Here is a 16,550-nt window from a genome sequence, read left to right as displayed (position 1 = left end):
TGATGGTCCGAGCAGCCTCGAAGAGCGCATCAACGGACGGGACACCGATTTCAGAGCTGATGGAAAAAAGGGAACCCAACATACGATCCTCCGGAGATAGTTTCTGAATGGCTTACTGCCACAAGGAAAATGCTACGGGTTCTACTTGTGGAACGGAAGCATGGGGACCCCGAGTGTGACAACTCCGGACCAAAGTCCCGGCACCGCAGATCTACTGCACCCCAGCATGATTACTCTCCCCCGCTTCGGATTCGACGCCTTCAGGATTGTCGACGAGGACTTTCGCAACACTCGCCAAAGCCTCCATGCTCGACATTTCCGCGTGAGAGCAGTCGACCAGGTACGGCCGCAGTGGCCCCACCAGTTGGGACCATTTTTCGACCAGGTGACGATGTTCAGGCAGATCATGCTGCGCCACAAACAATTCCACTGAGCCGAAATAGCGCCGCGGCGTGTGGTCCCGAACGATTCGCGACAGTTTTTCAACCCGCCCCACTACGGATTCGAGAACCGTATCGGAAAGGAAATCCATACCGGTCTGCCTTCGGATCTCTGCCGCAACGTCTACGAAAGTCAATGCTGCAGTTTCAGTTTCAACCTCAGCTAGTCCGATCTGTGCAAACAGTTCGGAAGGTTTCGGAGCCGCTTGTACCGATGGCATCATCTCCGGCAACAGCGCGTCGAGCATGACAACCGAACCGACCAGATCGCCCGTCTCTTCGAGTTGGCTCGCCATCTCGAGCGCGATCGTTCCACCGGCAGACCAACCCAGTAGATGGTATTCACCCGACGGCTGCACATTCCGTACGGCATCGACATACCCCGACGCCAACTCCGCCACCGTGCCGGGTAGCTCACCTGCACCCGTTGCCTGGATGCCGTATACCCGTCGACCTTCGAGCTGACCGACGAGTCCGACGTAGCACCAGGCAATTCCGCTGACCGGATGCACACAGAACAACGGCGGCCTTAGGTCATCAGGATTGCCGCCCAACATGACGATCGTGTCCAGCGGATCCGAATGGAACGAATCACCCTCCACGACGTCGGCATGAACGAGATCCATCCGAGAGGCAAGCTCCGCCACAGTTCGATCGGTGAAAATCCATTGAACCGGGAAATCCCTGTTCAGGGTCTCACGCAAGCGCGAAGCCACTCGAACTGCACCCATGGATGTCCCGCCGAGCTCGAAGAAGTCGTCGTAGCGGCCCACCGATTTCGCGCCGGTCACGCCCTCGAATGCCTGTGCCACTTGACGTTCGGTATCCGAGACGGGTCGATCCACACTCGACCCTACCTGCGGCGAAGGAGCAGGAAGTGCCGCTACGTCTATCTTCCCCGAAGCGAGCAACGGGACCACTCCCATCACCGTCACCGAAGAAGGCAGCAGGTGCTTCGGCAGCAGGCCGGAGACAAACCCGCGAAGCTCCGATTCCGTCACCGAACCGTTTTCCGCCAGCGTTACGTACGACCGGAGTTCAGCGGATCCGTGCCCGTCGTCAGAGACGACGGTAACCGAGAAGATCACTGCTCCATGGCTTGACAGAGCCACGTCGACCTCCGCCGGTTCCACGCGGACACCCCGCACCTTCACCTGTGCGTCGTTGCGCCCCAGGTACTCGAGCGCTCGGTCGTGACGCCTACGACGCACGAGGTCACCCGTGCGATACATCCGAGTTCCCACCGCATAAGGATTGGCAACAAAACGCTCGGCAGTCAGACCCGGGGAGGTGACGTACCCCCGTGCCACATTCTCGCCGGCGAGGAATAGTTCTCCCGCAACGCCATCCGGAACCGGTCGGAGCCTCTGATCGAGAACAAACGCCGTCGTGCCAGGTACCGGGGTGCCGACAGTGACGTCCCCGTCAGTGATCCGCGCGGAAATCGATGCCGCGATCGTTGATTCGGTCGGTCCGTATCCGTTGACGATGCGATGGCGGGGTGACCACGCCGACGCAAGGCGGGCAGAGAGCGGCTCCCCCATAGATTCGACGATCAACGGTTGCACTGCATCCGGATCGACTGTGGCCAGGACCGTTGGCGTCACGATCAGATGTGTGACGTCGGCAGCGACCAGCAGATTCGTGAGTTCCTCTCCTCCGTAGACGAAGTCAGGAGCCAGAATCAACGTTCCACACCCTGCCGCCGCCAGAAGAATCTCGATCACCGACGCGTCGAAGGTCGACGACGCCAATTGCAGGACTCGGGGGCCACGATCGAACTCGGCGATCTCGACGTGCGCGGTGTAGACGTTCATGATTCCGCGGTGTGAAACCTCGACACCCTTGGGTCTTCCCGTGGAACCCGACGTGTAGATGACGTAGGCGAGGTTGTCGGGATGAGCCGGCGTTGCCGATACCTCGACAGCCCCACCAGCAGTGCGGGATTCATCCATCGCCACCCACTCGACGGAGTCAGGCAAACTCTCGGATGCACCTCGCGCTGTCAAACCGACAACCGAACGGCACTCCTCGACCATCGTCTGCCGGCGCGCTGTCGGCAGAGCCGGATCGAGCGACAGCCACGCTGCGCCTGCCCGCGCTACCGCCCACAGCGCAACGATCCACAGATGCCCGCGACCGAGCGCAACGGCCACCACGTCATCGGGTCCGATTCCTCGGACCACCAACTCGCGAGTCCAGTGCGACGACTCCTCGTGCAGGTCGCGATAGGTCCAGCGCCTGCCGTTCTCTTCCAGCGCGATGCCGTCGGGTGCCTGCCGCAGCGCGCGTTCGAAAATGTCCGCAATCGTCAGCGGTTCGACGTGTCGAGGATTCGCAGCCGTCAGCGCCGAGCGTTCGAGACCGGACAGCAATTCGATCTCCCCGACCACGATCTCGGGTTCCGCTGTCACTGCTTCGGCGATACGTGTCACGCGCTGCATGAACAGTTCCGCCGTCGACGCGCGGAATCTGTCTGTGGCATAGAGCAATCGAATCGTCAGACTGGCACCGGTGTCGACCAGGTCCCACGTCAAGTCGTAACCGGTCGACGACCCTGCCTTGTCGATGTCGAAGACGGTGATGCCGTCGATCTGCGGCACGTCGAGCGCTCGCCGATATGCCAGCATGACCGTGAACAGGGGATGCTCGTTCATCCTGCGCGGCGGATCGACCTTCGCAACTACATCGTCGAACGAGACGTCCGCGTTCGCCATAGCTTCCAGATCGACACGACGAACCTCGTCCAGGACAGCAGCGAAGCGGTCGGAGGAGTTAATCCTCGTGCGCAATGCGACAGTACCCACCATCATGCCGGCCACGCTCAGCAGCGCCGGATCGTTCCGCAGACTCACAGCTGCTCCCACCACGACGTCGTCCGTGACGCACTCGCGAGCGAGCAGCACGGCAATCACGCTGTGGACAACCATGAATACCGTGACGCCATGCGAACGAGCCAACGCCGACAACGCGTCATAGGTGGCACCGTCGAGGACTTCCGTCACCATCTCGTCGGATCGTGAAGACACCGGACTCCGGGGGTTGTCGACGGGTAGAGCCAACACATCCTCGACGCCACCAAGTGCGTTCGACCAGTAGTCGAGTTGCCGATGCGCCACGCTCAGAAGATCCTCCGGATCGCCCAAGCTCTCTCTCGCCCAGAGACTGTAGTCGCCGTAGCTGATCCCCTCAGCGGAGCAATCCCATTCCCTTCCGAGCGCCCTCGCCTCGAAGGCTGCCGCGAAATCGGCAAGGATCGGGCCCATCGATGCACCGTCGATTGCGATGTGGTGAACAACCAGTACCAGGACAGTCAATCCTGCAGAATCGGCTCCAGCTTTTTCGCTGAACACACGCACACGGAACGGAACATCTCGTTCGAGATCGAACGGCACAGTCGCGAAGGCCGAAGCGCTCGCACGGATATCGTCGACCCACACCGCAGTGAGATCAAATGCAACAGAGTCTATTTCAACCTGTTGTGGACCGAACTCACCCGGAACAAACACAGTTCGCAACACGGCATGGTGATCGACGACGTCACCGAGGGCGCTGCTCAAGACCGAACGATCGATGTCGTCTGCCAGGACCGCTGCAAACGTCAGGTTGTACGCAGTCGATTCCGGCTGAAGCTGATTGATCAGCCAGAGTCGTTGTTGCGAGGGCGCCAGCGGGGCCGGCATGCCGGGATCACGTCGAGTCAGTTCGCGGCGTTTGCCATCGGACGCGCTCGCCGACAGCCACTGAGACATCGCTCGCGGCGAAGGATTGTCGAAGACGGCGCGAACAGGCACGTCCCGCGCGAAGATCGAGGCGAGTCGACCTGCCACCGCTGCCGCGGCCAACGAATCACCACCTGATTCGAACAGGTCGTGCAGAGCGCCGAAACTTCCGGACACGTGTTCCGACATGACAGCGGTGACGAGTTCCTCCGAAACCGTCACTGCTGCATCGGGCGCCTGGCTCTCGAACACATGGCGCCGCAACGCATCTGCGTCCAGTTTTCCATTCGTCGTGAGCGGGATCGACTCCAATACGATCACGCGGCCGGGCATCAGATACGCAGGCAACATCGCGGCCAACTCGATTGTCAGCTGATCCGCCTCCACACCATCGCCAACCGCGCACGCAACGGCGATCTCGTCGACGAGGACAACCGCCGCAGCCTCGACGCCCGTGCACCGCCGCAGAGCTGATTCGATTTCGGCAGGCTCGACGCGGATTCCTCGCACGCTCATCTGACGGTCGGAGCGTCCGACGAATCCGAGCGTGTCATCGGTGCGGCGGTGAACCAGATCACCGGTCCGATAACGGCGGCGTCCACCTGGTGCTGCGACGAACGAGCTGGCGGTGCCGGCGGGATCTCCGGCATAGCCCATCGCAAGCCCGGGCCCGCTGACGTACAACTCACCGATCCCGGCCCACGGCACCGGACGCAGTCGCGTATCCAGTACCTCTGCACCGATTCCGGCGAGCGGAACTCCGATGGTGACCCGATGATCCACCTCGGCGACGGTCGTGACCACCGTGCATTCCGTCGGTCCGTATGCGTTGAGCATTCGCGCGCGGCGACTCCATGCACGCGCGGTGGAAGGTGAGAGCACATCGCCACCGACTGCCACCACCTCCAATGAGTCGAACCGCTCCGGAGCCATGGTGTCGAGTACGGCCGGAGTGGACAACATGTGAGTGACGCCGCGTTCTGCGACGAATTCTTCGAGTGCCCTTCCGCCGAAAGCCTCCCGAGGAGCGACCGCCAAGGTAGCCCCGGCGCCGATCGCCAACATCATCTCGAGAATCGCCGCATCGAACGTCGGTTTGTAACCGTGCAGCACAACCGAGTCCGAAGTCACGCCGTACTTCCGGATTGCGTCGTCGGTAAGAAGGCCCAGACCTCGGTGGGTGACTGCAACGCCTTTCGGTTCACCAGTCGACCCGGACGTGTGAACGACGTACGCGACTGAATCCGGATACTGCCGACCGGGAACGGGGCTGCGGTCGGAGAGCACTGTGCGCAGTTGCTTCAGCCGTGCCGGCGGCAGGTCGGGGTCGATCGGCACGAATGCCGCGCCCGTTTTCGAGATCGCCAACATTCGGACCAGGTACGCGATAGTCCGTACCGCCGGAATCTCGTACACGGCACCCGGTCCTGCGCCCCGAGCCACCAGTTCCCAGGCTTGGGCATCCGAGGCAGAGTCGAGTTCGGCATACGTCACCGTGCGCTGCCCGTCGTCGAGAGCAATGTTGTCAGGGAATCGCGCCGCTGTGGCGGCGAAAATCTGGGTCAGCGTCCGGGACGAATCGACCTCGACAGCAGTCCAACTGGGCGCCGCGCCCACCGCGAGATCCGAAACGAGTACTGGCACATCCTCGGCCATCGAGGTGAGCACTCTCGACAGTTGTCGAGCAACCGCGTCGGCGCTCGAAGGATCGAACGCGCTCGCGGCATAGATGAGCGCTCCGGTCAATGATCCGTCGACAGCGGGTGCGAGCGAGACGTGCATGGGGAACTTCGTTGTCGCGGTCTCGATTTCGCGAGCCTCAATCGTGAGACCGGCCACCTCCACGGCAGGGATCGCGAAGTTCTGCAGACCCAGCGCAATCTGGGGAGTTCGTCCGCCGAGCAGCTCACCAACCAATTCGGCAGGAACAGAGCTATTTTCGAATGCTGCCACATCAGCATCGAAAGCTGCACCCAACAGAAGGTCGATCGGCACGTCCCCGTCGATCCGAAGGCGAAGAGGCACCGTATCCACGAACATGCCGACCACGCCGTCGAGCTCAGGCGTACGCCGTCCGTCGACAGCTGTCTCGATCACGACATCGGGATTTCCACTCAGCTTGGCAAGCACCACGGACAACGCCGCATGAACCACCGCAAACAGCGAGACCTTCAATCGATCGGCTCGCGCCTGCAGTGACAAGGTGATGACGGCTGGAATCACGAAGTTCACTCGCTGCGCTACGGAATCCGGCCCGCCATCAGAATGATCCACCGTCAGCGGCGACACAGATGTCACACCGTCGAGCGTTCGGCGCCAGAACTCCTCGACGACAGGGGAAACGTCACGTGCTGCCTCCCACGCGGCAAAATCCCCGTACTGGATCGGCAGCGGAGACCATTGCGGATCCAGTCCAGCTCGTCGCTTGCCGTAAGCGGTCAGCAGGTCGCCGACCACCGTTCGCATCGACACCCCGTCGACTGCGATGTGATGAAAGCTCACTGCCAGAACGTGCCTGACCGGTGACACCTGGAGCAGCATCCAGCGCACCGGCAGGTCTGCCGCTACATCGAAACCGCGCGAGCCGAACTCTCGCAGCAGCACCTCGACCTCGATGTCGGCGACCAGCCGCGTTTCCATTGTCAGGGGGGTCGGAGGATCCACGACCTGAACCGGTGGAGTGCCCGGATACCGGGTTCTGAGGACGTCATGACGGCCGACAAGATCCGTCGCTGCGTGACGCAGCGCGGGCACGTCGAGTTCACCGTCGATCTCGATGCAGATCGGCAGGTTGTACGCACCGCTCGACGTGTTCCGCTGGTTCAGTACCCACATCGCACGCTGGTTCCGTGACAGAGGTGCGGGCGTGGGGTCGCGGCGCGGTTCCAGTCTGACAACATCGGTCGCCGGGCCACTCTGCTCGAGCGAATCGATCCGGGCCGCCAACGCCGCAACTGTTGGATGCTCGAATACGGTCCGGAGCGGAACAACCAGCCCAAGGGAACTACTCAAGAGCGAGGTAACCTCCGCGGCCGACAGCGAGTTGCCGCCGAGCGAGAAGAAGTCTGCGTCGCGGTCGTCCTCATTCCCGCCGAGCACCGAAGTGAAAGCTTCGGCAACAAGGCGTTCTGTGGCGGTGGCCGGCCCCTGTGCACGGGAAGCATCCAGTGTCGGCGCCGGGAGACGGGCGAAGTCGACCTTGCCGTTCCGCATCGGAAGCTCACCCTCGATTTCGACGATGACATGCGGAACCATGTACGTCGGAAGGACTTCTGCGACAGCGGCGCGAAGTTGACCCGTGTCAACTCTTTCGGCATCCGAGCTTCGCACGTAGGCGACCAACAGAGGACTTCCACCCTGGGCCGACCGAACCCCGGCGACGCAGAAATCGACGTTCGCGACAGACTGAATGACTGCCTCGATCTCACCCGGTTCGATCCGGACACCGTTGACCTTCACCTGCACGTCGGTTCGCCCGAGATAATGCAGGCTGTACATATTGCCTTCAGATTTGGGGCTTTCCGGCTTCCATATCACCAGATCGCCGGTCCGGTACATCCGGGCTCCTGAACTCGTTGCCACGAATCGTTCCGCGGTTCGGGCCGGTTGGCCGGCGTAACCGCGCGCGAGCATTCGACCGGAGAGATACAGTTCACCGGCGACTCCCGGCGGCACCGGTTCGAGTCGATCATCGAGCACGACGGCGTCGACCCCGGCCAGTGGATACCCGACGGATCCGTCGTGAGTGTCAGCTGACAGTTGTTCGATCGACAGTGGTTCGGTAGCAAGCGAATACATCGCGGACTCGGCAGGTCCGTATCCGTTGATCACTCTGCGTCCGGCTTGCCAGCGCTTCGCCAACGCACCGCCGAGTCGCTCGCCCCCGAACATCACCGTTGCAAGGTCCGGCAGCGACGGATCGCCGATCGAGGCGACGACAGTAGGTGTGGCGCACAGATGAGTAATTCGCTCGCGCCTCAGTGCTGATGCAAGTCCCGAGCCGAACAGTTGGTCGTCCTTCGCCAGAACGAGCGTCGCCCCGGACGCACTCGCGATGAGCACCTCGAGCAACGTCATGTCGAACCCTGGCGCTCCGCGATGGAATACGCGCGAACCTGGACCAGCCGAGAATCGGCCGGGCAGGTCCTGGGCGATCACACCGAGCCCGCCGTTGGTCACCACCACGGCCTTCGGGGTTCCAGTCGTTCCTGACGTGAAAACTACGTAGGCCGCGAGGTTCTCGGAATGACGTCGCACCCAGTCTGCGTCCTGCTCACCACCGGCGTCGAGGCCGCAGACCGCGCCGTCGCCCAGTGCTTCGAGGACATCGCGTACTCGCGCCTGCGGCTGTTCCGGGTCCACCAATGCCGGAGCTGCACCGACCTTCGCGATCGCCCACAATCGCACGATCGACGCTATGGTCCGATCGGCAGTCCAGGCAACGACGTGGTCCACTCCGACTCCCCCGGAACGCAACTCGTCGGCTGCGACGTCCGACTGCGCATCGAGGTCTCGGTAGGTGAGTGTGTTGCCCTCAGCTTCGACCGCCACGGCATCCGGAGCGAATTCGACGCCGTATCGCAGCATCGAGGCAAGCGTCGTACCGGAACGCCGAGATGCATCGGGCCGGTCGACCGCGCCGTGTGCGGGGACGAGAAGAGCTCGCTCCGCACTCGTCAACAGGTCGATTCGCCCTACCGCGACATTGGGGTCGACAGACACTTGATTCAGGAGGTGCTCGAACCGACCCGCAAAGCTCGATACCGTCAGATCATCGAATAAATCAGCGTTGTAAACGAATTCGAGACCGAGACCGCCCCCGATCCCCTCGTCTGTGACGTTGACCTGCAGATCGAAATTTGCTTGCGTGACATCGGGCGAGATCGAAGTGACGACCAAACCGGGTATGGACCACGCGGCGGAATGGGTTGTCTGGAACGAGAGCGCCACCTGGAACAACGGATGTCGCGAACGCGATCGCGGTGGGTCGATCAGGTCAACCAGCGATTCGAAGGGCATCTCTGCGTGCGCGAACGCCGCTACGTCGCGCTGACGAACCTGCTCGACCAACCGGCCGAACGACTTCGACAGATCGACTTCGGTCCGAAGAACAATCGTGCCGGCAAACATGCCGACCAGCTCGTCGAGTTCAGGTGTGACGCGTCCGGACACAACAGTGCCGACAGCTACGTCATTGCTGCCGTTGTACCTCGCCAGCAGCGCCGCGAGTGCAGCGTGGACAACCATGAACATGGTTCCGTTGTTCGATCGTGCGAGTGCTTGAAGGCCCGTCCGTACCGAACCCCAGATCTCTACCCGGCAACTCGACGCGCGGGCGGACGTCGAACGCGGACGGTCCAGGGGTAGCGTCACCTGCTCGGGAAGGCCTTCGAGAGCCTGCTTCCAGTAGCTGGATACCGTCTCGGGAATCCCCGATTCCCTTTGCCATGCGCTGTAATCGGAGTATTCGAGCGCGAGCGGCGACCATTTCGGAGCTTGCTGCGCCGAGCGAGCGATGTACGCCGCCGTGAAGTCACGTACCAACAATTCGAGCGATCGAGCATCGGCGGCAATGTGATGGATAACAACAGCCAGGATGTACTCGTCAGGCGAAAGCTGGAGAAGTGCCGCACGTACGGGCGGATCCACGGTGACATCGAAGCCCGAACCCACCAGTTCTGCAACACGATTCTCGGCGTCGTCGCCGGCGAGTGCCTCGAGCTGAAACAGCGGAAGCGCATCCTCGGCGTCGAGCACCGTCTGAACCGGACGCTCGCCGACAACCGGGTATACGGTCCGCAGAGTGCGATGGCGATCGATCAGGTCGCGAATTACCAGTTCGGCTGCAGCTACGTCCAATTCACCCGTCAGGCGTAACACGATCGGGATGTTGTAGCCGGAGGACTCTGTATCCAACTGATTCAGAATCCACATTCGGTGTTGGGGAGCCGACAGTTGCACCTCCGCAGTGCCTGGGCGAGGTACCAAAGACAGACGAGGTACCAAAGATAACGGAGACGCTTGCCCCGTGCCGATTCGGGCGGCAGCGATGCCGGCGAGCTGATCGACGAATGGGTGCTCGAACACATCGCGGACGTCGAGGTTGCAGCCCAAAGCGGAGTTCAGGCGCGACGAAAGACGGGTGGCGATCAAGGAATTGGCCCCTTGATCGAAGAGGTTCCGGACCGGATCTATATGCGGAACTTCCATCAAATCGCTCAGAATGGCTGCAACTGTCTGAGCGAAGAAGTCTCGCGACTGCCGAGACGGCTGCACTTGCGACGTCGGGTCCGGCAGTGATGCTCGGTCGATCTTGCCGTTGATCGTGACCGGCAATGACGCAAGCGGCATCAAAGCCGACGGAACCATATGTGCGGGCAACAACGAACGAGCAGTCCGCAACACACCGTCGAGGTCGTGTCCGTTCTCAGGGGTGATGTAACCGACCAAAGTCGGCCCACTGTCGAGTTCTCTCACCACCACCGTGGCCTGCTCCACCGACGTGTGAGCCAACAGCGCGGATTCGACCTCGCCCGGTTCGACGCGGTAACCGCGCAGGGCCATCTGGCCGTCGGCGCGGCGAACATATTCGAGTCGACCGGCTCGCCAACGGACCAGATCGCCGCTGCGGTACATCCGCGATCCTTCGAATCCGGGTTCAGACACAAATCGGGAAGACGTCATCCCTGGTTGACCCAAGTAGCCTTCGGCCACCTGCGGACCGGCAACGTACAGTTCGCCGACAGATCCCGGCGGGACGGGCTTCAACGACGCGTCGAGCACGTAGCTGCGAAACCCTGGTAGTGGGGACCCGATCGGCGAGACAGTCTCGTTACCGGAGATGAGATCGAAATTGGTTACATGGACCGTGGTTTCGGTGATTCCGAACATATTGACACCCCGCACGTCCGGGTGCCGATCGAACCAACCCTGCACGCGCCCGACGTCGAGGCGATCGCCGCCGAAAACAATCGTCCGGAGCGGAAGCAGCATTTCCGGCGCAACTTCCGCCAACGCATAGAAGGCGGCCGGGGTCTGATTCAGAACGGTGACTTTCTCCCGCACAATCAGATCCGCGAATCTTTCGGGAGAGCGCGCGACGTCACCGTCTACGATCACCAGGGATCCGCCCGTGGTCAACGCACCCCACATCTCCCAGACCGAGAAGTCGAATGCGTGCGAATGAAACATCGACCACACGTCTTCGTCGCCGAAGTCGAAGATCTCGCGAGTCGAGGCCAGCAGAGCCAACACGTTGTCGTGAGTCACCACCACACCTTTGGGCGCTCCGGTCGATCCGGACGTGTAGATCACGTAGGCGGCGGCCTCCGACTGCGGAACAGGCCAAACGCCCGTCGCGTCAGCCGTCTCGTTCACGAGGATGACAGCTTGCTCGTACCCAACGAACCGCCCAGCTGATTCGTCCGTCGACACAATCGCTTTCGGGCCTGCATCGGCAAGTACGTAGTGGATGCGAGCGTCGGGATACTGCAAGTCGATCGGGACGTACGCAGCGCCCGCGCGAACGACGGCGATGATGGCTACGACGAGGTCGACCGATCGAGGCAGGGCGACCGCCACGCGATCCCCGACTCCAATTCCTCGATCGATCAATACGGCGGCAAGGCACTCCGAACGAACTCGCACCTCTTCATAGGTGACGCGAGTATCGCCACTCGACACCGCGATTGCATTCGGATGCCGGGCTGCGACGGCCCCGAAGAGGTCGGGCAGCGACTGCGCGACAATCGAAGGACCCGGCACCCAAGCCAGCAATTCTTCGCGCTCCGCAACGCTGAGAACATCGATGTCGCGCAGCATGATTGACGAGTTCTCGGTAATCGATTCACATACTCGACGCAGTCGCTCGACCCAGCTCTGCACGGTGCCCGCATCGAACAGATCGGCGGCATATCGGAAAGTGCCGCGAATACCGCTTGCGTCGCCGTCAATCGTACGATCTTCGCGCACAGTCACTTCGAGGTCGAAGCGAGGGTGCACGGGAGGTAGCGGAGTGCCGTGGGCCGTCAAAGTTCCCACCGCGATCTCGGAATCCGGTGCTACCGGATCGACAGCGAGAACCACTCTGAGGAAGGAATTCTTGTCGCCTGCGGCCCCACCGACCGCGCGGTCGACCACCCAGTCGAACGGGACGTCGGCATTGGACAAAGCTGCCACGTCGGCCTCGCGTACCCGACTCAAGAACTCACCGAAGGTGTCTCCGCCGCGAAGGAGCGTTCGCAGCGCCACGGTCCCGACGAACATACCGACGGCGCCGTCGAACGAAGGGTGTGTTCGGCCGGACGTCGGGGTTCCGATGACCACATCGGACGCACCGGTGATCTTGCTCAGCGCAATCGCAAGGCAGGCGTGCAACACCATGAAGGTTGTGCAGTGATGCGCTCGAGCGATCTCGTTGAGCGCTGCATGGACGGTCGAGGGCAATTCGAAAGTCACGTCCCGAGCCGACGACGGTTGGTCCGGCCGGCGGGATCTGTCCACGGGAAGCGCAAGAGTCGGATCAACGCCGGCGAGTGCGTCGGACCAGAATTCCAGCTGGCGACCTGCCAAGCTCTGTGGATCTGCAGGATCACCGAGAATGGTTCTGTGCCAAGCGGAATAGTCGCGGTAGTCGAGCGCGGGCGAAGGCCAGATCGGCGACCGTCCGTCGGCGCGAGCGTCGTACGCGGAGATCAGGTCAGAAACGATCGTGGCGAACGAAAGGCCGTCCAAGGCTATGTGATGCGCAACTACGGTCAAGCGGTGGTCGGCATCGCTGCCGGAGGTGAGGATCAAACGAAGCGGCGCATCGGTCCCCAGATCGAAACCTGCCGCAACCAAATCCGCTGACGCAGCCCCGTAATCCTCGGACGGAACCTCGATCAGAGTCACCGGAGTCGCGGTCGCAACCTGGATCGGCCACGTGTCGTGATTCTGTTCGAACGAGAACACGGTACGCAAGACGAGATGGCGATCGGCCAGGTCGGCTACCGCCGCCCTCATCGCCTCTGTATCCAGTGCACCACTGAACGCGACCTCGAACGCAATGTTGTACGCCGACGACTGGGGATCGCGACGGTTGAGTAGCCATAGACGTTGTTGCGCCGGAGCGATTTCGACGGTGACCTCGTCCGAAATGCGCTCGGGCTCCACCACCCATTCCGCCCGGTCCTCACGAATCTTCTGGGCCAGACGCGCCGGAGTCGGGGCGCCGAACACGTCCCTGACACCAACTCGTCTACCGAGTGCAGAACTCACGCGCGCGGCAACATACACGGCGTCGAGGGAACTACCGCCCCAGGCGAACAAGTCGGAGTGCGGTCCGAGAACTCCGACGCCCAGGACCTCGGCCATCACCGAGGCAATCAATTCCTCATCGTACTCGATCGGACGGTGCACGGTCGAGTGCTGCTCGGCGACCGCGGACCATGTCGGTTCAGGAAGCGCTGAACGGTCCGTCTTTCCATGGCTCGTGACGGGCAACGCTGCCAGAATCGTCACCGAACCCGGAAGCATGGAACGTGGAAGTAGTGAAGCCAGATGTTCGTGGACCGCCTTCTGACTCAATAGATGAGCAGTGCCGTCCCCACCTTCGGCCGCAGTCACGTACGCCGCAAGCGACCCGGATCGCTCGACCACCGCTGCTTGCGCAACACCGGGAGTCGACAGGAGCACAGCCTCGATCTCGCCCAGTTCGACGCGTACTCCACGGATCTTGACTTGTTGATCAGAGCGGCCCAAGAACTCGAGCTGACCGGCATCGTTCCATCGCACGACGTCCCCGGTGCGGTACATGCGCTCGCCGCCACCAGTGGCACCAAAGGGCGCCGCTACGAAACGCTCCGAGGTCAGCGTCGGGGAAAGGTACCCGCGCGCCAGTCCTGGTCCCATCACGTACAGCTCACCCACGGCGCCGACCGGAGTCGGACGCAACCACGAATCCAACACCACAGCGGCAACGCCGTCGATCGGACGCCCGATCGGAGTATCACCGCCAGGCTCGAGTGGCTCGCTCATGAATGCCGCGACGGTCGCTTCACTGGGTCCGTACGAATTCACGATTTCGACATGACTCGACCACACATCCACGAGCGCCACCGGCGGTCGCTCGCCGCCGACGTTCAACACCCGAAGATCCGGCAGTTTCCGAGGATCCATCGTCAGCGGAACCGATGGTGTCGAGATCAGGTGCGTGACACCCTCGAGCCGCAGATAGTCTTCAAGGTCCACTCCGCCGATCAATCCGGGAGGAACGATCACGGCGGTCGCGCCGCAGCCGTGAGCAACCAGAATCTCGAGGATCGCCACGTCGAACGAGGTAGCTGCCAGGAGCGCGACGCGGGAGGAACTATCGATGTTCAGTCGCCGTGCGTGAGAACGCAGCAACGGCGCAATGCCTCGATGCGTGACCGCGACGCCCTTCGGTCGTCCGGTCGACCCCGACGTGTAGACCACGTAGGCGGTGTCGTCCAGAGACAGGTCGGCGATAGATGAACCCGCCCCCACACGTCGATTCACCGGCCCTTCGACGGTCTCGTCTTCCCTGGGGTCGACGACGCAGACCCAAGCCGGCACGTTCACGAGTTCGCCACCGATCACAACGGACACGTCGGCGTCGTCGAGAATGAAAGCGACACGCTCGGAGGGTGTTTGAGGATCCACGAAAAGAAGGGCAGCACCAGCCCGCGCTACTGCATGAAATGCAACTACGGAATCGGTCGAGCGCTCGGTGAGGATCCCGACGACGTCACCTCGTTCGACGCCGTTCTCCACGAGCAAGGCGCACAGTGCATCCGCGCGAGCGCCGAGCTGGTCGTAAGTGACGTCCACACCTTGCTCGCGGATCGCGACGGCGCTCCCCTGCCCTGCCCCGCCTCTGACGACCGAATCGAGCGTCGCGAATCCGTCCGTCCGCGGACCTAGCGCGGGGACCAGATCCTTCACTTCGTCCGTCGAGAGGATGCGGAGGTCACCGAGCGCACGGGTAGCCGAGTCGAGGAATCCCTCGAGTAACCGAACGAACTGACGATGATGCATCGCAAGGTCACGTTCGCTGTACAGGCGTGGATTGGCTTCGAAGGACAGGCGAACGTTCTCCCCCGCGATCGACGGATAAATGCTGAAGAACAGATCTTCGGTGGGTCCGGATGTGAGGACGTGAAATTCGCCGACGACGTCGCCAAGCCGAATCGCTTCGTGAAACATCATGACGTTCACGGCCGGGCCCGCCGCCTCACGGGATCCGCCCTGACCCTCCTGGAAGCCCATGTCCTCGTAGCGGAATCGCTGGTGGCGTAGTGCACCGGTCATCTGAACCGAGATCTGACGCACCAGTTCTTGTGGCGACAGATCCCGTTCGAGTTGCGCACGAACAGGCACGATGTTGGACAGCATCCCACCTGAACGTTTCGACGTCGCCGTGGTGCGGCCGGACACCGGCAAGCTGAGGACTACGTCATCGGAATCAGTCATGCGACCGAGATAGGACGCGAATGCACCGACGAGGACCGCCACCTCGGACGTAGTCCACTCGGTCGCGACATCCGAAAGCTGTTTTGCAAGAATTGGATTCAGTGTCCGCACCATCATGCGCTGCGGCATGGACGTCAGGCCGGCGCCGTCGGCGAGGCGAACCGGGCGAGGCAGGCCTTCGGACATCTCCGTCCAGTACTGCTTGTCCGATCGATACCGCGACGAGGATCGGTAGTCGACGTCGAGGTCATGCAGTGCACGGACCCCGACACCACCGAACGGAGTCAGCGTCTTGCCATGAACCAGATGCGAATAGCGCTCGGCCACCCGCGCGGTGAGTGTCATCGCCGCATGTCCGTCGAGCACAAGATGATGGGCGTGCGAGTACCAGAAATAGTGATCGTCTGCCAGATGAAGCAAAGTCGCCGAGATCAGGCGGTCAGACATCACGTCAAGTGGCCGTGAGTATTCCGCTGTCATCCACTCGCTCGCGCGCTGAACCGGGTCGTCGTCGCTGCGTAAGTCGAGGTATGCGAGATCGTCGACGATCGAGTGATCGACAATCTGCGCCGGCTCGGCATCAGTGGCGACGAGGCGAACGAACGGCGACTCCAATTCATGACATGCCGTGTTCGTTGCGGCGATCAGAGCGTCGACGTCAACCGGTCCTCGTAGCTCCACGTACTGAGCCACCACGAACGGAGTTGACGGACTCAGTTGCTGCGCAAACCACAGCGCGAGCTGAGCCCGAGACAACGGAAAAGCACTCAACCCGTCACCTCACATTTCACCAGCCTTGTTTTTCACGAACATTCGATGGCTGATCACGTGAATCCATGGGAGCGAACACCACGAACGGCCGAACCGAACCCTACTGTCTCGTCTAAGTTTTCACCACTGGGCCAACACTGCTAGA

General features: G+C 62.0%; 1 protein-coding gene. It reads right to left on the bottom strand.

The window, feature by feature from the left end; genetic code table 11:
• Nucleotides 1–211: 211 nt before the first annotated feature.
• Nucleotides 212–16,405, bottom strand: a complete 16,194-nt coding sequence (locus QMA15_RS06500; protein ID WP_290283784.1) for a non-ribosomal peptide synthetase — start codon at nucleotides 16,403–16,405, stop codon at nucleotides 212–214.
• Nucleotides 16,406–16,550 lie beyond the last annotated feature (145 nt).

Source organism: Rhodococcus sp. APC 3903, assembly GCF_030407755.1.
Classification (GTDB): Bacteria; Actinomycetota; Actinomycetes; order Mycobacteriales; family Mycobacteriaceae; genus Rhodococcus_F; species Rhodococcus_F erythropolis.
The sequence above is the reverse complement of the archived record's forward strand: the minus strand, read 5'-3'. Positions and strand labels throughout refer to the sequence as shown.